Raw genomic sequence first — 22,250 nt, 5'->3', positions numbered from 1 at the left:
TCGACCAATCCTTGTCGTTGAGTCTGTTTTAAAGGCCTTACTTTGCCGGTATCGAATAGGTTGCTGTAACGTGCGCCACCATCGAATCTTCATCACCCGAGTAGATGTAACACTCACCAACCCCGTTTCTTCGACCAACGCGAAGTACACGTGCACGTGCCAACATATCAACGGGCTTAGGCTTACTTAAGAAGTTGATGTTTAGGTTACCGGTCACGGTCATCGGCGATGGGCCAATCTTAGTTTGCAACGCAGACCAGATGGCCACATCCGCCATCCCCATCATGGTTGGACCTGAGACCGTACCACCTGGACGCAAATGACTATCTTCAACCGTTAATCGCATCAATACCCAACCATCTCCCGCCTCTTCAACGGCACCAAAGCCTTCACCTTGCGGAAAGTGGTTTGTTAAAAAATCATTCAGCTCTTGAACCGTTTGTAACACGTCTAAACCCTCTTACACTCTGGCTTTATCGTAGTAGTTTTGCAGAATCAGATAGAGTGAGTGTGCATCCTGACTGCCGCATAACTCACGAATTGAGTGCATACCAAATTGCGGGCAGCCGATATCCACAGTACGAATACCGACTTCCGATGCGGTAATCGGACCAATCGTGCTACCACACCCCATATCAGATCGAACCACAAAGCTCTGTACTGGCACATTTACATCCTGCGCAATGGCGCGGAAGGTTGCACTGGTTTCACTGTTGGTGGCGTAGCGCTGATTAGAGTTAATTTTGATGACCGGTCCTGCATTAATCAGCGGACCATGATTCTCGTCATGTTTATCGGCATAGTTGGGGTGCACACCGTGGGCATTATCGGCGGAGATCATCATGGAGTGGCTAATCACACGGTTACGCTCTTCGTTGTTCGGCAAGAGTCGCTCTAGCCACTGGGCCAACATTGGGCCTTGAGCACCACAGGCACTCGCACTGCCTACCTCTTCGTGGTCGGTACAGACCAAAACAGCGGCCTGCTGACCATCACTGTCGAGTAGAGACTGCAAACCGATGAAACAGCTCAACAGATTATCCAAGCGAGCTGAGGCGATAAACTCTCTGTTCAATCCCACCATTGCAGGCGTTTGAACATCGTAGAAAGAGAGTTCGTAATCTAGAACCTCCTGGACCTCTGTCACCCCCTGTTCAAGCAATTTAGATTTCAATAAGGCTCTGAAATCATGCTTCTGTTCCGCCTGGCCTAGCAGTACAGGGAGGTGAAGTTGTGGGTTAACCGTTCGATCTTTATTGGCCTCGCGGTCTAGGTGAATCGCAAGACTTGGAATCGTCGCGATCGCCTCTTTAAAATCGATTAGCGAGCTGTCTAAAGAGCCATCGGTTTGGCGATAGGTCACTCGACCAGCCAATGACAAGTCGCGATCAAACCAGGGGTTCAACAGCGCTCCGCCATAGACTTCAACGCCAAGCTGCAGATAGTTTTGTCGGTATAGCTCTGGCGTCGGCTTGACGCGAAGACAGGGTGAGTCGGTATGAGCGCCCACCATTCTAAATCCTGCATCAAAGTTGCCGGTATGACGCCAAGCGATGATCGATGAACCGTTACGACGAATAAAGTAACTCTCGCCAGTGACAGGATTCCAGGCTTCGTGTTCCAACAGCTCTTTGAAGCCAGCATGACTTAAGCGATCTGCCATCTGCTGCGTGGCATGAAAAGGGGTTGGACTATCTGCTAAAAAGGTCAGTAGATCTTGGTTAAAACGCTCTTGTTCCATTACTGTTTCTCCGCACCCTTCTCGAGTACTTCTATTAACCTAACATCAAATATCAAAGCTGAATTGGGTGGAATTTCACGACTGGGACTGCGCGCGCCGTAGGCCAAGTCAGCAGGAATGTAGAGCTCATACTGAGCCCCCTCTTTCATTAACCCCAAGCCTTCTCGCCAACCTTTAATCACCTGATTGAGCGGGAATTTGATCGGCTTTCCGGCTTCGGTCTTATCGAAGACACCGCCATCGACACGGCGACCTTCATATTCAACCAGTACAACACTGTCGTACTCTGGCTGCTTGCCCTGTCCTTCGGAAATGACACGGTACTGCAGTCCCGACTTACGAACAATCACACCCGGCTTTTGACGATTTTCAGCTAGGAAAGCCTCCCCTGCTTTGCGAGTATCGTCATTCAGTGCCTTCTCTATTAGCTCTTTTCGAAACGCCTCTTTATCTTCGATCTCGTCACGGTCAGAGGCGCTATCACAACCGGCCAACATCAAAGAAAAAATCGCTAAACCCGCAATTCGCAAAACCACCGCAACCACTCCCGCGTAGTAAAAGAAAGTTATTTTACATCATGAGGAGAGCTGGCCTAAACTGCTCTCTATTAGATTTTTACTTTTATTGCGATTTTGGAGTGTTGGGATGCGAGCTTTACAGCTCTTTTTGGTTTTATCATTATCGATAGCGACAGGAGCACAGGCCTCTCTTAAGCCTGAAGCCGTCCACTCGAATGCCATTCAGTCGCTGGTCGCGGGATTGGAATCTCACCACTACCGTGAACAGGCCGTCGACGATGAACTCTCTGAGAAGCTCTTCAACAACTTCTTTGAAACTATCGACCCAACAAGAAGCTACCTACTGCAGAGCGATATCGACGCTTTAGCTCACTTCAAGCGCACTCTGGACGACGACATGCGCTCCGGCAATCTAACCTTTGCATTTGCCGCCTACGAACGCTTTTTGACCCGTTTTCAGGAGCGCACAGAGCAGATGATCGACGCTCTAAAATCGGACCAAACATTTGATTTCACTCTAGACGACAGACTTCCGATCAGTCGTGAAGAGAAACCTTGGTTTCAATCGAAAGGCGAACAGGATCAATACTGGTCACTGCGTCTTAAAAGCGCCGTGTTAAATCTAAAACTTTCTGACAAGAGTGTTTCTGAAGCTAAAGAGACACTGATCAAACGTTACGAATCGCAACTTAATCGTGCACTGCAGACCAATAGCGAAGATATTTTTCAATCATATGCTAATGCCTTGGCACGTCTTTACGACCCGCATACCGCCTATTTTTCACCCGCGACCTCAGAGAACTTTGAGATCAACATGAGTCTATCACTTGAAGGGATCGGCGCTGTCCTGCAGAGCGAAGATGAATTCACCAAGATCGTTAGTCTTGTACCGGCGGGCCCGGCCGATAAGAGCGGCCAGCTGAAACCTGCCGACCTGATCGTGGGTGTCGGACAAGACATGGATGGTGAGATCGAAGATGTGGTGGGTATGCGCTTGGATGATGTCGTTGACAGGATCCGTGGACCTAAAGGATCCATCGTACGCTTAGAGATCATCCCATCCACTTCGGCTGACAAGAGCACACGCAAGATCGTCAAATTAGAGCGACAGCGTGTAAAGCTTGAAGAGCAAGCGGCCAAGTCTCGGATCATGGAGGTTGAGCGTGACGGCAACATCTATAAAGTTGGCATCATCGACATCCCAACCTTCTACATCGATTTTGCTGCCCTTAGAAAAGGGGACAAGGATTACCGCAGCACGACTCGTGATGTAGCGGTACTGATTGAAGACCTCAAGCAACAGGGCGTTGATGCTCTGGTTGTTGATCTACGCGAAAACGGAGGTGGCTCACTGCGAGAGGCCAATGAACTGGTGGGTCTATTTATTAGCCGTGGTCCAACCGTGCAGATTCGTGATCTTGAAGGTCGGGTCGATGTGCTGGGCGACTACAACCCAGAGACCACTTGGACTGGACCCTTGACCGTTGTGATTGATCGACTCAGTGCATCGGCTTCGGAGATCTTCGCCGGTGCCATACAAGATTACCGCCGAGGGCTGGTCGTTGGCAGTCGCACATTCGGTAAAGGGACTGTGCAGACTCTTCAACCACTGCGTCATGGGCAGCTAAAATTCACAACCGCGAAGTTCTATCGTATCTCTGGTGAGAGTACTCAGCACCAAGGGGTAGCTCCGGATATCGAGTTTCCATCGATGTTTGATCAGAGCGAAATCGGTGAAAGCGCTCTCGACTTTGCCCTACCTTGGGACAAAGTAAGGCCTGTTCGTTACGGCAGCTACTCATCACTCGATCGTTGGGTTCCTGAGCTGCAAAACCGCCATACTCAAAGAACGCAAACTGATCCTGATTTTCAGCACATGCGTGACACCATCGCCTTGATCAATGAGCAGAAATCGATGCAGTGGCTGCCGCTCAATGAAGAGCAGTTAAAAGCCCAACGCGATCAGATGGAGCAGGCTCAAATCGATCTAGAGAATCAGCGTCGCATGGCAAAGGGTGAACAACCTATTAAGACGCTTGATGAGCTACTGACAGAGACAGCACCCGGTGAAGAGATCACTGATCCCGACAGTGAAGCCGTGCTTCGCGAAGCCAGTGAGCTGAGCATCGATATGATCGAGATGTTCTTTCAAGAGGATCAGTCTCGTTTGGCGGGTTGATAGCGGAATGTGAGATACGATTCGCTAAGCGAATCTTTCGCGGCTTGCCCTTCGGGCAATTCGCTCCTACAGTAGGACTTCGGAAAAAATTATCTACGTAGCTCGACTGTAGGAGCGAATTGGAGCGCAGCGACAAACCGCGATCAAACCGCACTAGCGATTTGTAATTCTTTCCCCTTCTTCTCGAGACTATTCCCAACCGCTGTCCACTGCTCAAAAAAACACCAATTCCGCTTTGCACACCGCTAACACTCCTGTATAATTTCGCCCTCTTTATAACTCCGTCAGCTTGCATCCATCAGCTTAGCAAGTCATCGGAGATGACGATGAACCGACCCTATGAAGCTGATGTCATAGGCTAGTGTGCCATCCCCTGGCACCCAAAATAGGACACTTTCATGAGCGAAAGCTTTGCTGAACTGTTTGAAGAATCCCTCCAAGAACTTGCGATGACTCCAGGTACCCTAGTAACTGGTACTGTTGTTGATATCGATGCTGATTGGGTAACTGTTAACGCTGGTCTTAAGTCTGAAGCGGTTATTCCACGCTCTCAGTTCCTTAACGATGCGAACGAACTTGAAATCAACATTGGTGATGACGTTAAAGTTGCACTAGAAGCTGTAGAAGATGGTTTCGGTGAAACTAAACTTTCTCGCGAGAAAGCGAAACGTGCAGAAGCATGGGAAGTTCTTCAGACTAAGTTTGAAGCGGAAGAGATCGTAAAAGGTTACATCTCTGGCAAAGTTAAAGGTGGTTTCACTGTAAACGTCAACAACATCCAAGGCTTCCTACCAGGTTCATTGGTAGACGTTCGCCCAGTACGTGACGTTGATCACCTAGAAGGCAAAGAACTTGAATTCAAACTGATCAAACTTGATCAGAAGCGTAACAACGTTGTTGTTTCTCGCCGCGCAGTTCTTCAAGAAGCTAACAGCGCACAGCGTGATGAGATCCTTGCTGATCTTGAAGAAGGCCAAGCAGTTAAAGGTTACGTTAAGAACCTTACTAACTACGGTGCGTTCATCGACCTTGGCGGCGTTGACGGTCTTCTACACATCACTGACATGGCGTGGAAACGTATCTCTCACCCAAGCGAAATGCTAACTCCAGGTGATGAGATCGACGTTAAGATCATCAAATTCGACAAAGAGAGCGGTCGTATCTCTCTAGGTCTTAAGCAGCTATCTGAAGATCCATGGGAAGCGATCAAGAACCGTTACCCAGCAGGTACTCGTGTATCAGGTAAGGTTACTAACCTAACTGATTACGGCTGTTTCGCATCTCTAGAAGATGGCGTAGAAGGTCTAGTACACGTTTCTGAAATGTCTTGGACTAACAAAAACATCCACCCATCTAAAATCGTTCAGGTTGGTGATGCTGTAGAAGTTATGGTTCTAGACGTTGATGAAGAGCGTCGTCGTATCTCATTGGGTATCAAACAGTGTACAACTAACCCATGGGCTGCATTCTCTGAGCAGTACGCTGCTGGCGATAAAGTATCTGGCACAATCAAGACGATCACTGACTTCGGTATCTTCGTTGGTCTAGACAACGATCTAGACGGCCTAGTACACATGTCAGACATCACTTGGGAAGCTGATGCTGAAGCTGCACTTCGCGACTACAAGAAAGGCGACGAAGTTGAAGCAGTTATCCTGTCTATTGACGCAGAGAAAGAGCGTATCTCTCTTGGCGTTAAACAGCTAGAAAGCGATCCATTCTCTGAGTTCCTAGCGGGCCACGAGAAAGGCGCAATCGTTACTGGTACTGTTACAGCAGTTGAGCCACGTGCTGCTACTGTTGAACTTGCTGAAGGTATCGAAGCTGTTCTTAAAGCATCTGACATCGCTGCAGAGCGCATCGAAGACGCTACAACTGCTCTAAACGTTGGCGACAGCGTTGAAGGTAAGATTGTAGGTGTTGATCGTCGCAACCGCGTTATCACCTTCTCTATCCGTGCGAAAGATCAAGCTGAAGAGAAAGCTGCTCTTAAAGCCGTACAGAACGCTGAAGTTGAAACTGCTGGTCCAACGACTATCGGTGACCTTATCAAGCAGCAGATGGGTCAGTAATCCTAAGATTACCGACACACTGAGAAAGAGCGCTTCGGCGCTCTTTTTTTTGGCTATTTGATTGCTATATTGAACCTCAAATTGACAATCTTTAGACTGGTAAAAAATCTAAAAATCGGGGCTCTAGATTGAAACGAATCAAAACTCTTCATTCCGATCTAACATTTAGCGAACTGGCTTATGGTGTCTGGAGACTCGTAGAGTCCAAGCCAACCACTTCAAGTACCGAAGCCAAAATCCAAGCCTGTTTGGATCAGGGAATAACGACCTTTGACCATGCAGATATCTATGGTGACTATCAGTGTGAGCAACTCTTTGGCGACGTGCTGAAAGCCAATCCATCCCTAAGAGGCCAGATGGAGCTGATTAGCAAATGTGATATCGCTCTGATCTCTGATCACTACCCAGATCGACGAGTTAAGTATTACGACACCTCCCGTGAATATCTATTTCAGCAGGTCAAACAGAGTCTGAAAAACTTACAGACTGACTACCTAGACACCCTCTTAATTCATAGACCCGATCCTTTGATGGATGCCGAAGAGACCGGAGAGGCACTGGACGATCTCATTAAAGAAGGCTTGGTCAGAACCGTAGGGGTCTCTAACTTTTCAGTGTGGCAGTGGAAACTACTGCAGTCGAAAATGACGAATCGACTGATCACCAATCAAATTGAGATCAATCTCTTTGAACAGAGTTCACTCTGGGATGGAACGCTGGAAGCGATGCAACTCGATCAGCTACTGCCGATGGCCTGGTCACCACTGGCTGGCGGCCAACTGTTTAACCAACCACTAAATTCAGAGCTTGAGGGCTTACTAAACAGAATCGAGCAGAGCCAACAGTGCCAGCGTGAACATATCGCACTGGCCTGGTTAAGAGTGCACCCTGCCAATATTCTTCCTGTTGTTGGCACAAACAATCTAGATCGAATAAAGGCGCTGCATCAGGTCAATCATGTTGAGCTTGATCGAGAGACCTGGTTTGAGCTTCTGACCGCAGCAAAAGGATCTGAAGTGCCATAAAAAAAACCGGCGTTAGATACACCGGCAAGACTAATTGGCTAAAAAGAGCTTGTGTCTTTAAAGGAACATCAGAAGTTATCAGGTTTGATGAGAAGTCTTGCAACCGAGTCACGCCAACCAGCATAACGCTCATTGGCATCATCAACGGTCATAAGCGGCTCAAAATGGTGATTCAGTGCCCAGGTTTTTGCAAAACCCTCTTGGTCAGGATAAAAACCAACATGCATACCTGCCAGCCAAGCGGCACCTAACGCCGTTGTCTCAATAATTTCGGGTCGATCGACAGGAGCTTGCAAAATATCCGAAAGGGATTGAGCCATCCAGTCGTTAGCAACCATCCCCCCGTCGATTCGCAAAACTGACTCAACATTTGTTCCACCAGAACTTAGCCAGTCTGATCGCATGGCGTCGGATAGGTCGCGAGTTTGGTAGGCAACCGATCGAAGCGCGGCTCTAGCCAGATCAGCAAAGCCAGTATCACGAGTAAGACCAAAAATGGCGCCACGACACTCCGTATCCCAATACGGTGCTCCAAGCCCCGTAAAAGCAGGAACAAGATAGACACGATTCTCTGGCTTAGCCTCGCTTGCAAGTGCTTCAGTATCTTTAGCATCGCGAATGATCTTCAAACCATCGCGCAACCACTGGACGACTGCACCAGCAATGAATATAGAGCCCTCTAGAGCATAGGTTGGCTTTCCATCAAGCTGATAAGCAATAGTACTGAGAAGACGGTGTTCGGACTTAACACAATGCTCCCCTGTATTAAGGAGAGCAAAACATCCGGTGCCATAGGTAGATTTAAGCATACCTGGTTTAAAACACGCTTGGCCTATCGCTGCAGCTTGTTGATCACCCGCAACGCCACAAATCGGAATGGCGTTTCCACCAAACAGATCTTCGCGCGTTTTACCAAAATCATCTGCACAGTTTTTAACCTCTGGCAGCATGCATGAAGGTATATTTAGAAGAGACAATAGCTCTTCATCCCAAATGCCTTGATGGATATTGTAGATCAATGTTCTGGACGCATTAGTAGCGTCAGTGGCATGAACTACACCACCCGTTAGCCGCCAAATGAGATAACAATCCACTGTACCAAACAACAATTCACCGGATTCCGCCGAGGCGCGAGCACCCTCAACATTATCCAATATCCAAGCGAGTTTTGTGCCAGAAAAATAGGGATCAAGTAATAGCCCTGTTTTCTCTATAAAAGTCTGCTCATAGCCTTTTGACTTCAACTCGTTGCAAAAATCACCCGTTCTTCTATCTTGCCAAACAATCGCGTTATAGATTGCTTTGCCTGTCTGTTTATTCCAAACAACGACTGTTTCACGCTGATTTGTTATGCCAATCGCTCTTATACTGGAGCTATCTATACCACCCATCTCAATGGCTTGACGACACACTCCGGCAGTCGTGGACCATATCTCTTCAGGATCATGCTCTACCCACCCTGATTTAGGGAAATACTGAGTAAATTCCTGCTGACCAGTAGAAACAATTTTAAGATCTTTATTAAATAAAATTGCTCTTGAGGATGTGGTTCCTTGGTCTATTGAGAGAACGTAATTTTCCACTAGACTTTCCTAAAAACGAATACAGCCCATATTATTGATAGAGTTAAACCACCCCACAAAGGTGTACCCATCAATCCCAACCAACCAAGCATAATAAACACTGTACCCAAGATCGAGATAAACAGACGGTCACCTCGGGTGGTTGTAATGCCAAATACACCTGTGCGCTCAGCTCCCCCAGGATATTTCACTTCTAGGAATGCCAGAACACCAATGCAAGAGAAGATAAAAACAAATACCAGAGCCGTTGGTAACGTCCAAGCCATCCAACTAAACATTACACCCTCCCCATAGCGAAACCTTTCGCTATATGATTTCTAACGAAGTAGACCACAATCGCCCCTGGGATAATGGTCAAACACCCAGCTGCCGCCAACAGACCTAGCTCATATCCAGCACTCGATGCAGTTTTGGTCATTGTTGCTGCGATCGGCTTAGCATCGATAGAGGTTAACGTTTTTGCTAACAACAGTTCGACCCAAGAAAACATGAAACAGAAGAAGGCTGCTACTCCAATACCTGCTTTGATATTTGGCATGAAAATTGTCACAAAGAATCGCGGGAAAGAGTATCCATCAACATAAGCAGTTTCATCTAGCTCTTTAGGGATACTTTTCATGAAACCCTCCAAGATCCACACAGCAAGCGGGATATTGAAAAGACAGTGGGCTAAAGCCACAGCAATATGAGTATCAAATAAACCAACGGCTGAGTACAACTGAAAGAATGGCAAGGCAAATACTGCCGGCGGTGCCATTCGGTTAGTCAGCAACCAAAAGAATAGATGCTTATCACCCATAAAACGGTAGCGACTGAATGCGTATGCCGCCGGAAGGGCTACACACAAAGAGATAACCGTATTGATCAGCACGTAGGTAGTAGAGTTTATGTAACCCCAATACCATGTCGGATCATTAAAGATGACAGCGTAGTTTTCAAGCGTCCACTCTTGTGGAAAAAAAGAGAAACCACTCAAAATCTCATTAGTTGTTTTAAAACTCATTGAAAGCAACCAATAGATAGGAAGCATCAAAAAGATTATGTACAAAATCGGCGCTAAGCTTTTTAGTTTCATATCGCCCCCTTATTCCTTCACATCTTTATTCATTATTGTGTAGAACACCCAACTCACCAGTAGAGTGATCGCGAAGTATATGAGTGACATAGCCGCTGCTGGTCCTAAGTCAAACTGACCAAGCGCTACTTTAACTAGGTCGATAGACAACAGAGTTGTGGAATTACCAGGGCCTCCACCGGTCAATACAAAGGGTTCTGTATAGATCATGAAGCTATCCATAAACCGTAACAGTATCGCAATCATCAAAACCTGCTTCATCTTGGGCAATTGAATGTATCTGAACACAGACCATTTGGAGGCCCCATCAATCTCAGCTGCTTGATAGTAAGCATCGGGAATTGAGACAAGACCTGCATAAGAGAGCAGTACAACCAACGAAGTCCAATGCCAAACATCCATAACTATTAGCGTGACCCAAGCAGCCAATGGGCTCTGTGTCATGTTGTAATCAATACCAAGCCAGTTTAATCCGTAGCCCATTAGACCAATATCTGGAAGAGTAAATATGTTCCACATTGCGCCAACAACATTCCATGGAATAAGAAGTGGCAGCGACATTAAGATCAAGCAAATAGGAACCCATATTCCCTTTCTAGGCATCGCCAAGGCTATTGCAACACCGAGAGGAATTTCCACCGCGAGAATAATACCTGTGAAGAGGAACTGCCTCCCCAAGGCATCATGGAAGCGTTCTGAATGCAGAACCTGTTCAAACCAATCTACGCCCTGCCAAAAAAAGACATTATTACCAAACGTCTCTTGAACGGAGTAATTCACTACTGTCATCAGTGGTATTAGTGCGTTAAAAGCCACCAATAAAATAACAGGTAAAACGAGGAGCCAAGCTCTAGGGTTTTCGGTTTTCATTGTTATAAAACCTCGTACTCATAGGTTAGATCTACCAACCACCCATCTTTGTAAAGACGAGTTTGCGGCTTATCGAAAGTAAGGTAAGTGCTCCCTTCAGGAACAGGCTGATCCTCATTTAAAACTGCGAAGACCTTTTGTGAGCCTACTAACGTTTGTAAGACCTTATGACGCCCAACATCCATAACATTGACTACCGTTGCTGGTATGCCTTGCTCGGCGATTCGCACAAACTCGGGACGCACACCTATCTCTAAAGATTTACCTTCAGCTTCAACAATAGGACTGCTTACTTCAAGGAAGTGGCCACCAAGGGATACTTGACCGTCAACTATTTCAACAGGCAATACATTCATACCTGGCGAACCAATAAAATGACCAACAAAGGTATGTTCAGGTCTTTCAAAAAGCGCATCTGGAGTGCCAACCTGCAGTACCTGACCGAAGTTCATCACTACAACCTGATCCGCAAATGTGAGCGCCTCTGTCTGATCATGCGTCACATAGATCATTGTTGTTTTGACCTTCTGGTGCAGCTCTTTCAGCTTCGAGCGAAGCTTCCACTTCAAATGTGGATCAATAACGGTCAACGGTTCATCAAACATGATCACGTTAACATCCTCTCGCACCAGACCTCGACCTAGGGAGATTTTTTGCTTGTTATCTGGGGAAAGCCCTGCCGCTTTAGTTTGTAAAAGATCATCGATCTCCAACATGGATGAGATCTCTCTGACTTTTACATCAATCCTAGCTTCATCGACCCCACGATTTCTCAATGGAAAAGCCAGGTTATCGTAAACCGTCATCGTGTCGTAGATCACGGGAAACTGAAACACTTGAGCAATATTACGCTCCGATGGAGAGAGGCTCGTAACTTCATTATCATCAAAAAGCAACTTGCCGTGGCTTGGTTCTAAAAGACCCGAAATGATATTTAGCAAGGTCGTTTTACCACACCCAGAGGGGCCCAGCAGCGCGTAGGCACCGCCATCATCCCAATCAAAGTGAACCCGTTTCAAGGCAAAATCATCATCAGACGATGGATTGGGGTAGTAGGAGTGTCTTATATTATCGAGTTTTATTTTAGCCATTGTTACTACCTAACCGCTTGTCCGTGGGAATCAAAGTAGAAGCATTTACTGCTATCAAGATAAAAATGGTGGTGTTCTCCCACCTTAAATGGGTGCAGTCCATTCGCTTGCGAGACCCAAGTGCCACCCCCCATGGAAAAATGAGCGACGCTTTCTGAACCGGATAGCTCAGTTACCTGAATACGACCGTTTAACTCAATTGCACTATCTCCATGTCCAGTCGGCTTAACAAAATGAGGACGAACACCCAGTGTATAGTTTCCATCAGGCATATGTTGAGCGGGGCCCTCTGCTGGCCAACTCAAAGTTTCACTCAAATGAATGCAACCATCATACTTTTTAACACTGATTGTATTTAAAGGAGGATCGGAAAATACTTCTGCAGCAGTCAGATTGACTGGCGTACGATAAACATCAGAGGTGGCACCAAACTGCGCAATATGACCTTCATTAAGAGCGGCGGTATGACCACCTAACATCAAAGCTTCAGCAGGTTCAGAAGTTGCGTAAACAACAATTGAACCACGATCAGCAAAAATACTGGGCAACTCTGCACGCAACTCTTCGCGCAACTTATAATCTAAGTTCGCAAGTGGTTCATCAAGAAATACAGCTGTAGAGTCTTTAATAAGGGCTCTAGCCAACGCACAACGTTGCTGTTGGCCACCTGAAAGCTCATGTGGCTTTCGATCTAACATAGGTCCTAAACGAAGCAGATCAACGGTAGCTTCCAGTCGTTTATTAATCTCCGCATCAGACATTTTTGATAATTTAAGTGGCGAAATAATGTTATCTCTTACACTTAAATGGGGATAATTAATGAAGAACTGATGCACAAAACTGATGCTTCTCTTCTGAGGTGGTGTTTTCGTAACATCTACACCGCCGTACAAAACCGAACCAGCTGTTGGCGAATCCAGTCCTGCCATCAGTTTCATCAGGGTTGTTTTACCGGCATTTGTCGCACCAAGTAAAACATTAAACTCACCAGGTTCAAGAACGAGATTTGTCTCGTGTATATGCATTTCGGCGCCGACGCGCTTTGCAACATCTTTTAATTCTAAATTCATGGAAATATCTCTGGGAAAGAAATCGAGAGGGCCTACGGCCCCCCCGTTTTAACCGTTAGTTAGTCCAGCTTTTCACTAGCTCATCATAATTAACGGTTTGACCCTGAGGCTTCTCATTAGCAAGTTTAGCCTTAGGACCACCTTCACGACCCAACCAGTAAGATGGATCCTTCTCTTCGTTCAGACGAGGACCACAACCGCCGTAAACGTTTGCACCTTTGTCTGCACGCTCCATGCGAGCCATGGTGATGTCCATCTCTTGAGCTAGACGATCCATAGCTTCTTGAGGTGTGAATGCGCCTGAGTTCACGTCACCAATCTGCTGCCACCAAATTTGAGCAAGCTTAGGATAGTCAGGAACGTTGACACCGGTTGGAGACCACATATTACGATCTGGCGAACGATAGAACTCAACTAGACCACCCAGTTTTGGAGCTCGCTCTGTGAATGATTCGTGATTAATAGAAGAGTCACGAATGAAGGTAAGACCTACGTGAGACTTTTTCACATCAACTGTTTTTGAAGTCACAAACTGAGCGTACAACCAAGCCGCTTTAGCACGATCTTCAGGTGTCGATTTTAGGATGGTCCAAGAACCAACATCTTGGTAACCGACCTTCTGACCTTCTTGCCAGTATGGGCCATGGGGGCTTGGAGCCATACGCCACAATGGTGTTCCTTCAGCATCAACCGTATTATTGCCCTCGGCTTGAGATTTAACCATGTCAGCCGTAAACGCGCTGTACCAGAAAATCTGTTGAGCAACATTACCTTGGCTCAGTGCAGGAAGTGATTGGTAGAAGTCATAAGATGCGGCACCTGGAGGAGCATATTTACGTAGCCATTCATCCCACTTACGAATAGCGTAAACTGCAGCTGGACCGTTTGCGGCACCACCACGAGAAACACTAGCACCAGCTGGATTACAACTACCCTCTTCCATACGGATACCCCATTCATCAATAGGACGCCCGTTTGGTTGACCAGCAGAACCTGCACCTGCCATAGATAACCAGGCATCCGTCATACGCCAACCAAGGTCGGGGGCACGTTTACCGTAATCCATATGGCCGTAGATTGGAGTTCCATCGATCTCTTTGACGTGAACGGAGAAGAACTCAGCAATGTCCTCATAAGCGGACCAGTTAACAGGCACACCTAGATCATAGCCATAGATATCTTTGAACTGTTTTTGGAGATCTTCGCGGTCAAACCAGTCTTTACGGAACCAGTAAAGGTTAACAAACTGCTGACTTGGCAGTTGGTATACTTCGCCATCTGCACCAGTCGTAAACTCAAGACCCATGAAATCGTCTAGATCAAGATTAGGGTTAGTGATGTCTTTGGCGGGACCGTTCATGAAATCAGTCAAGCTATGAGCTAACTGAAGACGAGAGTGAGTACCAATTAAATCTGAGTCGTTCACATAGGCATCGTAAAGATTGCGCTTAGTCTGCATTTGAGTCTGAACGGCCTGAACAACCTCCCCTTCACCCAGTAATTGGTGATTTACCTTAATACCCGTAATCTCTTCAAAGGCTTTTGCGAGAACCGTAGACTCGTAGGTATGTGTAGGGATAGTTTCTGAGAGCACATTGATTTCCATTCCAGCGAATGGTTTCGCAGCATTAATGAACCACTGCATCTCTTCGATTTGTTGCTCTTTAGTGAGTGCGGAGGGTTGAAACTCACTATCAACCCACTTCTTAGCAGCGTTGATGTCTGCATAAGCAGCGCTTGTGATTGTTGCCGAAGCAAACGCGACAGCCAAGGCTAGCTTTTTCTTCATGGTCTTTCTCCATCTTCATTATTTTTATCAACGAAGTGATCTAGAAATCATTCGTTAGAGTCGATACTCGCAAACGAAAGCAAACGAAGTCAAGAGAAAATTTTTATTGACTTAAATTTTCTTTTTGTTAGCTTTCACCTAATACGAATATAAACGAACGAAGAAAAACAACACAAATGAACGAAATACAACATAATGATGTAAAAGACCTGGTTATTATAGGTGGTGGCATAAACGGTTGTGGCATAGCACGTGATGCAGCTGGTAGAGGATTAACTGTCTCTCTTTTCGAGATGGGTGATCTTGCTCAAGCAACCTCCTCAGGCTCAACTAAGTTGTTTCATGGCGGATTACGCTACCTTGAATATTATGAGTTCAGACTGGTTCGCGAGGCACTTATCGAAAGAGAGCGTTTACTAAAAGCCATGCCGCACATAAGCTGGCCACTTCGCTTCGTTTTACCGCACCACAAAGGGCTTCGTCCAAGTTGGCTATTAAGAGTAGGACTGTTTATCTATGATCATCTAGGGGGCAGAAAAATTTTACCTGCCACTAGAACTCTTAATTTTGCAGAAGACAAAACAGGTATCCCTCTTAAAAAGTCACTTAAGAAAGGGTTTGAGTATTCCGATTGCTGGGTTGATGACGCTCGTCTAGTAGTCCTCAATGCAAGAGACGCAGAGGATCGTGGCGCCAAAATTCACACTAGGACACGTGTTGAGTCCGCAGAAAGAGTGGATGGTTTATGGCGGGTAACCGTCAGAGATTTAATCACCAATGAAGAAATGAAAGTTCAGGCGAAAACGGTTATCAACTGCGCTGGTCCTTGGGTAGCAGATGTCCTTAATAACAGTCTTCACCTGAACTCAAAACATGGCGTCAGGCTAGTTCGCGGAAGTCATATCGTTGTGAAGAAACTTTATGATCACGATCGCGCCTATATATTCCAACAGAGTGATAACCGGATCATTTTTGCTATCCCCTATGAAGATGACTTCACTTTAATTGGCACAACTGATGTGGATCACGAAGGTCCAGCCGAAAAAGCTTACTGTACTCCAGAAGAACAAGAATATCTTTTGAAAGCTGCCTCTGAGTACTTTGAGAAACCACTGAAAGATTCTGATGTTGTCTGGACTTATTCTGGCGTTCGCCCCCTTTACGATGACAATGCCTCCTCAGCCACTGAGGCAACTAGGGACTATGTTCTAAAGGTAGATTCTGTCAACGGTCGAGCAGCAGCGCTCAATGTGTTTGGTGGAAAGATTACCACTTATCGAAAACTGGCCGAGTCCGCTTTGAGAGAGATTGAAAAATTTCACCCCGAAATGGGTAGAGCATGGACAGCGGGTATCCCTCTTCCTGGTGGAGACTATGAACTAACAGATAGTGACAATCTGCTTAGTAAGATTCAGATGAAATACCCATTCCTAGACAACCGTTGGGCAAAACGAATGCTAAGAACCTATGGAACAGACACTTTCAATATACTTGGTAAGACAACAAATATTGAAGAGCTGGGGCAGCATTTTGGCTATAACCTTTATGAATTAGAGGTTAACTGGTTACAGGATAATGAATGGGCAAAAACTGTTGAAGATATCCTTTGGCGAAGAACGAAGCTTGGCTTAAGAATCGATACAGAGAACAAAGCCAAACTTAATGCTTACCTTGCAGCAGATGGAGTGTAAAAAAGCCCAATAGCTATAAGTCTGATATATGACTATGATAATAAAAAAGTTAATTACGGAATGTTAGATGCGCCAACATCGCAGGTTTGAATTCATACTCGATAAGATCGCTGAAAGTGGTTTTGTGACTATAGATGAACTCACTTCATCACTTGAAGTGACGCCCCAAACTATAAGACGTGATGTCACTCAATTGGAAACGGAGGGGTGCGTAAAACGTTATCATGGTGGTGTTGGTGCGGTTGAAAACAGCACAACAAACAGCTCTTATAAAACTCGTAAAAGTGTTAATTCGGACGCTAAACAAACTATTGCAAAACTCGTTGCTGATTATATCCCCGATGGCGCATCCCTATTTATCAATATCGGCACCACAACAGAGGCAGTCGCCGAAGCCCTGTTGAGCAAACAAAATCTGACCGTAGTGACCAACAACTTGAATGTCGCTGTTACCTTATCCTCTAAGAGTGACTTCACAGTCATTGTTGCAGGTGGCGAAGTTCGAAACAGTGATGGTGGCATTGTCGGCTCTCCAGCGACAGACCTCATAAACACCTTTCAGATGGAGTACGCAATCATAGGCATCAGCGGTATTCAACCAGATGGCACCCTGCTTGATTACGACCTCAGGGAGGTCAGAGTGTCACAAGCCATTATAGCAAATGCCTCAGAGGTACTCCTTTGTAGCGATAACTCCAAATTTGGCAGAACACCCATGGTGAAACTAGGGCACATTAAGGACATATCAAGACTGTTTACGAATGACTGCCCCGATGATCAGTTCGCCAATCTTTTAATTCAAAATGATGTAGTCATTCACTGTCCAGGAAACAATCCAGTCTCTAATCGCCAACTATCAGAGTAAAAGCCACAAAAGCCAAGCTGTAAGCCAAAACACCATACCCCACAAACAGACCGGCCGGCAGCGACCAGCTACCGCTCTCCCTGCGCAACGTTGCTAGAGTTGAGACACACTGCGCAGCAATGGCGAAGAAGACAAACAGAGCGACTCCAGAAGCCAAAGAGATGCCAGAATCCTGAATCTGTTGAGCCAAGGATGTAAACTCCTCCTCGGCACCTTCAATACCATAGAGTGTACCCAGTGTGCCGACAAAGACCTCACGCGCTAGGAACGACGCGATAATGGCAACACCGTACTTCCAATCCAGGCCGATGGGTTCAAAGATAGGCGCTATGAATTTACCAATAGCCCCCAACCAGGATTCACCCAAATTTGCCCCCTGATTAGGGAAGTAGCCTAACACCCAGACCACCACACTGACCCAGAAGATCACGGGGCCTGCACGTTTCACAAAATCACCACTGCGTGACCACGCCAACTGGCCTAAAGTTTTTGCACCGGGTAGACGATAGGGAGGCATCTCGAGTACAAAAGGGAGATCACTCCCCTTACCTACCTTTACTCTAGAGAGTAACGACACGACCAAAAGGGCCATAACGATTCCGAATAGATAGATCGCCAACATGGCCAGACCTTGCAACCCTACTGCACCACCTAGAAGTGACTCATTGGGAATAAACGCGACAATAAGAAGCCCATAGACAGGTAGTCGAGCCGAACAAGGCATAAGCGGAATGGCAAAGTAGGTTAACCAGCGACGTCTTGGTGACTCTATGGTTCGTGCTGCATAGATGCCTGGGATAGCACAGGCGACACCCGATAACATTGGGACAAAACTTTTACCAGTTAGACCAAAAGCGCGAAGCGGTCTGTGACAGATGACAGCGGCCCTAGCAAGGTACCCTGAATCTTCCATAAAACCGACGATCAACGTCAGAATAAAAATCTGAGGTACAAACACCAAAAAAGCACCCAGCCCGCCAAATAGAGCATCTTTAACAAAGTCATGCAGCATACCGCTTGGTATCAGAGGCAACACAGAGTCTGCCGTGAGTCCAATCAGTGACTCTACGCCATCCATCAAAGGAGCGGCCCAACTGAATATCGCTTGGAAGAGTAAAAACATGATCAACAGAAAACTCAGACCACCCGTCAGGGTACTGAGGAAGAATTGATCCGCTCGGTTATGAACCAGAAGCAGGTAGTCCCCTTTGGGACCAAACTCATTCGCCAACGATTCCGCTAGATTTCGGAACACAGATGCGTCAAACGCAATCAGATCCTCTTTTAGCTCGCTCTTTGGAACCTCTATCCCCTGCCCTGAGCGTGTAATGATTTGATCGACGCCTACACCGCTCTTTGCAGAGATCGGAATGACCGGCATATCCAAGCGTTGCGACAGCCCTTCAGCATCAACGCTCTGATTATGACGCTCAAGAACATCATGCATATTGGTCACAATCATCACTGGATGACCAGCACGTCGACAGGCCTCCCTAACCTGCAACGCAAATACCAGACCTTTTTCCATGCGGGTCGCATCGACAACACAGACAACGGCTTCTATGTGACCGACAGGAACGTCCAACAATTTATAGAAGGCATCTACAGCAACTTGCTCTTCGCCCGAAAGAGGGGTTAAAGAGTAAGCGCCAGGAAAATCGACTACTAATAAGTCTGATCGACCGACCGCTGGCCCTGTTGAGGTATCGACTGTAATTCCAGGAAAGTTTGCCACACGCTGATTCATACCGGTAAGACGATTGAACAGCATCGATTTTCCCGAGTTGGGGCTTCCGACCAGTAGTAGTTGTTTCATTATTCAGACGTGACCGGATGTGCAATCACACACTCTGCGATTGTCTTTTCAAGTGAGTAGACTGCGTTACCCACTTTATACAATTTAGGAGCGCCCAAACGAGGTGCTTGAGTACATAAAACGCGAGCGCCTTGATGGAACCCCAGCTCCTCCAAACGCGCTTTCACAGCAGCATCCAAAGCGGGGGTAAACCCTTCAATAACACTTTGAATACCCCGTTTCATCTGCCAGAGATTGGCACATTGAATTTGAGACACAATGAATATCCTTAAACCTATCTAACAATTCTAAATGAGAATCATAATCATTTAAACCAAAATTTAAGGATTTATTGATCATGCAAAAGAAGATTATTCAGGCTCAATCACGTAATCGATGAACTCATCTTCTGTGATTTCGTTATCTTTGACTTCGTAGTAGCTCAAGACAGAAGCGTTAGCTTCGATGACACTGCGCTGATCACCGCTGACCAACGGATGCCATTGTGGAAGCTCATGCCCCTCATAGATCAGGCGGTAGGCACAACTTTGCGGAAGCCAGTGGAACTCTTCGACATCTTTTGGATGCAATTTGACACAACTGGGCTGGCGAGTGGATCGGTTAGGATAATCCGTGCACTGGCAGTTATCGGTATTCAGAAGTTGACAGACGACGGTGGTGTAGTAGACCTCTTCTGTATCCTCATCCTCTAGTTTGTGCAGACAACAGAGGGCACAGCCGTCACAGAGAGACTCCCACTCGTCGTGGGTCATCTGTTCCAGTGATTTACTGCGCCAAAACACCTCTGACATTAGCGGACGCCTGTCTCTGGACGATCCATGTGGATATCGAGCATATAGTCCTCTTTAGGAGGCGGCATCTGCAGGTAAAAACCTTGGTCACGGATGCTTTCAAGCACTTTTGCGGTATCGGCGCGCGCCAATTTACGTTCGGCAGTTAATGGCATATCCATAGAGTGAACAGGAGTACCAAAGATCTCGATAAGGGCATCCGGAACACGCTCTAAGCCTTCACGCTTATCAACGTAGAGATACATCTCATCTTTTTTTGAGCTTTTATAAATAGAACAAATTAACATCAGTTTGACTCGTTTAATTCTGCTAGCTGATCAAGCAGAGCCTGACCAATCAAAGGTTTACGCCATCCACATAGGCTATCTGGCAATTCATAATGACCCGTCTCAACACCTGTGCGAATCAACGCTTCAATATCTCGTTTTCTCAGCATCAGCTCCGGCGCCACATTGTGTTGCTCCGCCGCTTTGGCACCAACTGCACGCAAGGCTTTAAGGTGAGCATGAAACTTGAACTTCAGCGGCTGCTCAATCGGCTCTGGCGGGTTATCTTGGGCTGACTTATCGGCATTTTTCAGGCAGCGAATAATATCGTTACCAAAATCCCAGACGTTGCCTGAACGCAACCCTTCAATTTTTCTCAAATCGTCGCGCTTATTGGGCCACTGCTGAATCACATCGATAATCTGATGGTTAGACAAGATGCGATTGCGGGCTTTATCCCTCAAACGGCTGGTGCGTTCACGCCAAATGGTCAGGTCTCGCAGAGCCGCTAACTTACGCGTCGGAATATTCCAGAGCTGTGAGAAACGTCGATAGTAGTCATCAATATTCGCTTCGTTAGCAATGACACTGGCAACTAGCTCTTCGCACTCCTCTTTGACCCACTCGGTGCGCCCCAACTTCTCAAGCTCTTTAAACTGCATCTGAACGATTTCGGCTAGGTAGCAGACATCCAGTGCCGCATAGAGTGTCTGATTATCAGTTAGCGGGCGTTGTAGCCAGTCGGACTTGGTTTCACCCTTATCCAGATCGATATCCAGCGCATGTTTAACAAGACGCTGAAGTCCCATACTGAAACCCCAACCACAAAAAGCGGCCGCGACTTGGGTATCAAACATCGGTGAGGGTGCCGCTTTATAGCGATGTTTAAACAACTCAACATCTTCTCCACAAGCGTGCAGAACCTTTAAGACCTGAGGCGCTTCTAGCAGCTCTCTGAATGGGCGCCAGCGTTTTATAGGCAGTGGATCAATCAGATAAACACTGTGCTGATCAGCGACTTGAATCAGGCCTGGCTTTGCGTAGAAGGTGGAGGTACGAATGAACTCAGTATCCAAGGTAATCAACGGCACCTCTAACCACTGCTGACAGTAGTGAGCCAACTGCTCTTCGGTATCGATCCAGATTGGGTTTTTGGCCGCTTGTCTCAGCTTGGCAAAGTCGTAACCGCTAAAATCTATCAACTTATCGCTCCATCTGGCGGCGACCGGCCAGCGCATGCGCCAGAGTACCGCCATCTACGTACTCAAGCTCGCCACCTACAGGCACCCCGTGAGCAATACGACTGATACTGACATCAACATCGCGAAGCTGTTCGGCAATGTAGTGAGCGGTCGCTTCACCCTCTACCGTTGGATTGGTGGCCAACACCAGTTCGTTAATCTCGCCCTGGTAGACTCGATCCAAAAGCTGATCGATTTTCAAATCTTCCGGCCCTACTCCATCGATCGGCGACAGGTGCCCGCCCAATACAAAATAGAGGCCTGCGTAGCCCCCCGTCTGCTCGATCGCCATCAGATCAATCGGTGATTCCAAAACACACAAGGTTTTACGATCACGCGCTGCATTACTGCAGATATCGCAGACGGCCTGCTCAGAGAGCGAGTGGCATTGTTCACACTCACCAATATTCTGAGCAGCATCAGCCAGCGCACCACTGATCTGGATGGCAGCATCGCGATCACGCTCTAACAGGTGCAACGCCATACGCTGAGCCGTCTTAGGGCCCACTCCCGGTAGGCGACGCAGTGCGCTGATTAGCGATTCTAGCTTAGGGGTTAACGACATAA

21 protein-coding genes are annotated in these 22,250 nt (G+C 46.8%); 5 read left to right on the top strand and 16 right to left on the bottom strand.

Annotation, left to right across the window (positions count from 1 at the left end):
• Positions 1-37 precede the first annotated feature (37 nt).
• From XMG59_RS06210 to XMG59_RS06200, 3 genes are read right to left on the bottom strand one after another with little or no spacing between them, the layout of a single operon-like run.
• Positions 38-448, bottom strand: coding sequence for a PaaI family thioesterase (locus XMG59_RS06210; protein ID WP_173481342.1), 411 nt, complete (start codon positions 446-448; stop codon positions 38-40).
• A gap of 12 nt (positions 449-460) precedes the next feature.
• Entirely contained in the window at positions 461-1,741 is a 1,281-nt protein-coding gene (locus XMG59_RS06205) for a M18 family aminopeptidase (RefSeq protein ID WP_173498388.1), read from the bottom strand.
• Positions 1,741-2,277, bottom strand: a complete 537-nt coding sequence (locus tag XMG59_RS06200) for an FKBP-type peptidyl-prolyl cis-trans isomerase (RefSeq protein ID WP_371731459.1) — start codon at positions 2,275-2,277, stop codon at positions 1,741-1,743. Before XMG59_RS06200 ends, XMG59_RS06205 begins: the two co-directional genes overlap by 1 nt.
• 109 nt (positions 2,278-2,386) lie before the next feature.
• On the opposite strand from XMG59_RS06200, the gene XMG59_RS06195 reads away from it, so the two are divergent.
• From XMG59_RS06195 to XMG59_RS06185, 3 genes are all read left to right on the top strand, one after another.
• Entirely contained in the window at positions 2,387-4,438 is a 2,052-nt protein-coding gene (locus tag XMG59_RS06195) for a carboxy terminal-processing peptidase (RefSeq protein WP_173498387.1), read from the top strand.
• 398 nt (positions 4,439-4,836) lie between these two features.
• Complete coding sequence (rpsA, locus tag XMG59_RS06190) at positions 4,837-6,510, top strand: 30S ribosomal protein S1 (RefSeq protein WP_173481345.1); 1,674 nt, start codon at positions 4,837-4,839, stop codon at positions 6,508-6,510.
• A gap of 128 nt (positions 6,511-6,638) precedes the next feature.
• The gene (locus tag XMG59_RS06185) at positions 6,639-7,535 is read left to right on the top strand and encodes an aldo/keto reductase family oxidoreductase (protein WP_173498386.1); all 897 of its coding nucleotides are present in this window, start codon (positions 6,639-6,641) and stop codon (positions 7,533-7,535) included.
• A 68-nt stretch (positions 7,536-7,603) separates the two neighbouring features.
• Here the strand turns inward: XMG59_RS06185 and glpK are convergent, their stop codons facing one another.
• The 7 genes from glpK to XMG59_RS06150 are packed head-to-tail and all read right to left on the bottom strand — an operon-like array spanning position 7,604 to position 15,013.
• Complete coding sequence (gene glpK / locus XMG59_RS06180) at positions 7,604-9,118, bottom strand: glycerol kinase GlpK (RefSeq protein WP_173481347.1); 1,515 nt, start codon at positions 9,116-9,118, stop codon at positions 7,604-7,606.
• Entirely contained in the window at positions 9,118-9,396 is a 279-nt protein-coding gene (locus XMG59_RS06175) for a DUF2160 domain-containing protein (protein ID WP_173481348.1), read from the bottom strand. The genes glpK and XMG59_RS06175 overlap by 1 nt, the downstream gene beginning before the upstream one ends.
• Positions 9,396-10,193 carry a carbohydrate ABC transporter permease gene (locus XMG59_RS06170; RefSeq protein ID WP_173484624.1) on the bottom strand — a complete coding sequence of 266 codons (798 nt, stop codon included), beginning with the start codon at positions 10,191-10,193 and terminating at the stop codon, positions 9,396-9,398. Before XMG59_RS06170 ends, XMG59_RS06175 begins: the two co-directional genes overlap by 1 nt.
• Positions 10,194-10,202: 9 nt before the next feature.
• On the bottom strand, positions 10,203-11,063 hold the full coding sequence (locus tag XMG59_RS06165; RefSeq protein WP_173484623.1) for a carbohydrate ABC transporter permease: 861 nt from the start codon (positions 11,061-11,063) through the stop codon (positions 10,203-10,205).
• 2 nt (positions 11,064-11,065) lie between these two features.
• Positions 11,066-12,154, bottom strand: a complete 1,089-nt coding sequence (locus XMG59_RS06160) for an ABC transporter ATP-binding protein (RefSeq protein WP_173481351.1) — start codon at positions 12,152-12,154, stop codon at positions 11,066-11,068.
• A 5-nt stretch (positions 12,155-12,159) separates the two neighbouring features.
• A complete protein-coding gene (locus XMG59_RS06155) occupies positions 12,160-13,224 on the bottom strand; it encodes an ABC transporter ATP-binding protein (protein ID WP_173481352.1) in 1,065 nt (354 codons plus the stop codon).
• A gap of 55 nt (positions 13,225-13,279) precedes the next feature.
• Entirely contained in the window at positions 13,280-15,013 is a 1,734-nt protein-coding gene (locus XMG59_RS06150; RefSeq protein WP_173481353.1) for an ABC transporter substrate-binding protein, read from the bottom strand.
• Positions 15,014-15,189: 176 nt separating this feature from the next.
• On the opposite strand from XMG59_RS06150, the gene glpD reads away from it, so the two are divergent.
• Together glpD and XMG59_RS06140 are read left to right on the top strand one after the other, a co-directional pair.
• The gene (gene glpD, locus XMG59_RS06145; protein ID WP_173498385.1) at positions 15,190-16,704 is read left to right on the top strand and encodes a glycerol-3-phosphate dehydrogenase; all 1,515 of its coding nucleotides are present in this window, start codon (positions 15,190-15,192) and stop codon (positions 16,702-16,704) included.
• A 67-nt stretch (positions 16,705-16,771) separates the two neighbouring features.
• Entirely contained in the window at positions 16,772-17,569 is a 798-nt protein-coding gene (locus XMG59_RS06140; protein ID WP_173481355.1) for a DeoR/GlpR family DNA-binding transcription regulator, read from the top strand.
• Here XMG59_RS06140 and XMG59_RS06135 read toward each other — a convergent pair.
• The 6 genes from XMG59_RS06135 to recR form a co-directional block, all read right to left on the bottom strand.
• A complete protein-coding gene (locus tag XMG59_RS06135) occupies positions 17,547-19,385 on the bottom strand; it encodes a ferrous iron transporter B (protein WP_173481356.1) in 1,839 nt (612 codons plus the stop codon). The genes XMG59_RS06140 and XMG59_RS06135 overlap by 23 nt on opposite strands.
• Positions 19,385-19,642, bottom strand: coding sequence for a FeoA family protein (locus tag XMG59_RS06130; RefSeq protein ID WP_217362075.1), 258 nt, complete (start codon positions 19,640-19,642; stop codon positions 19,385-19,387). Before XMG59_RS06130 ends, XMG59_RS06135 begins: the two co-directional genes overlap by 1 nt.
• Before the next feature lie 93 nt (positions 19,643-19,735).
• Positions 19,736-20,176, bottom strand: coding sequence for a YcgN family cysteine cluster protein (locus tag XMG59_RS06125; RefSeq protein ID WP_173498384.1), 441 nt, complete (start codon positions 20,174-20,176; stop codon positions 19,736-19,738).
• Entirely contained in the window at positions 20,176-20,463 is a 288-nt protein-coding gene (locus tag XMG59_RS06120; protein ID WP_173484617.1) for a YcgL domain-containing protein, read from the bottom strand. The genes XMG59_RS06125 and XMG59_RS06120 overlap by 1 nt, the downstream gene beginning before the upstream one ends.
• Positions 20,463-21,698 (bottom strand): ribonuclease D, encoded by a 1,236-nt coding sequence (rnd, locus tag XMG59_RS06115; RefSeq protein ID WP_254442830.1) that lies wholly within the window; start codon positions 21,696-21,698, stop codon positions 20,463-20,465. The genes XMG59_RS06120 and rnd overlap by 1 nt, the downstream gene beginning before the upstream one ends.
• Complete coding sequence (gene recR / locus XMG59_RS06110) at positions 21,646-22,248, bottom strand: recombination mediator RecR (RefSeq protein WP_173481359.1); 603 nt, start codon at positions 22,246-22,248, stop codon at positions 21,646-21,648. The genes rnd and recR overlap by 53 nt, the downstream gene beginning before the upstream one ends.
• Positions 22,249-22,250: the final 2 nt, after the last annotated feature.

The sequence above is a fragment of the Marinobacterium sp. xm-g-59 genome, assembly GCF_013283315.1.
GTDB lineage: Bacteria > Pseudomonadota > Gammaproteobacteria > Pseudomonadales > Balneatricaceae > Marinobacterium_E.
Note: the sequence above shows the minus strand (reverse complement) of the source record. Positions and strands in the feature narration are given on the sequence as shown.

Coding starts and splice junctions, on each gene's coding strand:
- rnd (WP_254442830.1), bottom strand. CDS start 21,698: ATGGCGGTACTCTGGCGCATGCGCTGGCCGGTCGCCGCCAGATGGAGC.
- glpD (WP_173498385.1), top strand. CDS start 15,190: ATGAACGAAATACAACATAATGATGTAAAAGACCTGGTTATTATAGGT.
- XMG59_RS06170 (WP_173484624.1), bottom strand. CDS start 10,193: ATGAAACTAAAAAGCTTAGCGCCGATTTTGTACATAATCTTTTTGATG.
- XMG59_RS06140 (WP_173481355.1), top strand. CDS start 16,772: ATGCGCCAACATCGCAGGTTTGAATTCATACTCGATAAGATCGCTGAA.
- XMG59_RS06150 (WP_173481353.1), bottom strand. CDS start 15,013: ATGAAGAAAAAGCTAGCCTTGGCTGTCGCGTTTGCTTCGGCAACAATC.
- XMG59_RS06160 (WP_173481351.1), bottom strand. CDS start 12,154: ATGGCTAAAATAAAACTCGATAATATAAGACACTCCTACTACCCCAAT.
- rpsA (WP_173481345.1), top strand. CDS start 4,837: ATGAGCGAAAGCTTTGCTGAACTGTTTGAAGAATCCCTCCAAGAACTT.
- XMG59_RS06120 (WP_173484617.1), bottom strand. CDS start 20,463: ATGTTAATTTGTTCTATTTATAAAAGCTCAAAAAAAGATGAGATGTAT.
- recR (WP_173481359.1), bottom strand. CDS start 22,248: ATGTCGTTAACCCCTAAGCTAGAATCGCTAATCAGCGCACTGCGTCGC.
- XMG59_RS06165 (WP_173484623.1), bottom strand. CDS start 11,063: ATGAAAACCGAAAACCCTAGAGCTTGGCTCCTCGTTTTACCTGTTATT.
- XMG59_RS06155 (WP_173481352.1), bottom strand. CDS start 13,224: ATGAATTTAGAATTAAAAGATGTTGCAAAGCGCGTCGGCGCCGAAATG.
- XMG59_RS06195 (WP_173498387.1), top strand. CDS start 2,387: ATGCGAGCTTTACAGCTCTTTTTGGTTTTATCATTATCGATAGCGACA.
- XMG59_RS06135 (WP_173481356.1), bottom strand. CDS start 19,385: ATGAAACAACTACTACTGGTCGGAAGCCCCAACTCGGGAAAATCGATG.
- XMG59_RS06175 (WP_173481348.1), bottom strand. CDS start 9,396: ATGTTTAGTTGGATGGCTTGGACGTTACCAACGGCTCTGGTATTTGTT.
- XMG59_RS06125 (WP_173498384.1), bottom strand. CDS start 20,176: ATGTCAGAGGTGTTTTGGCGCAGTAAATCACTGGAACAGATGACCCAC.
- XMG59_RS06205 (WP_173498388.1), bottom strand. CDS start 1,741: ATGGAACAAGAGCGTTTTAACCAAGATCTACTGACCTTTTTAGCAGAT.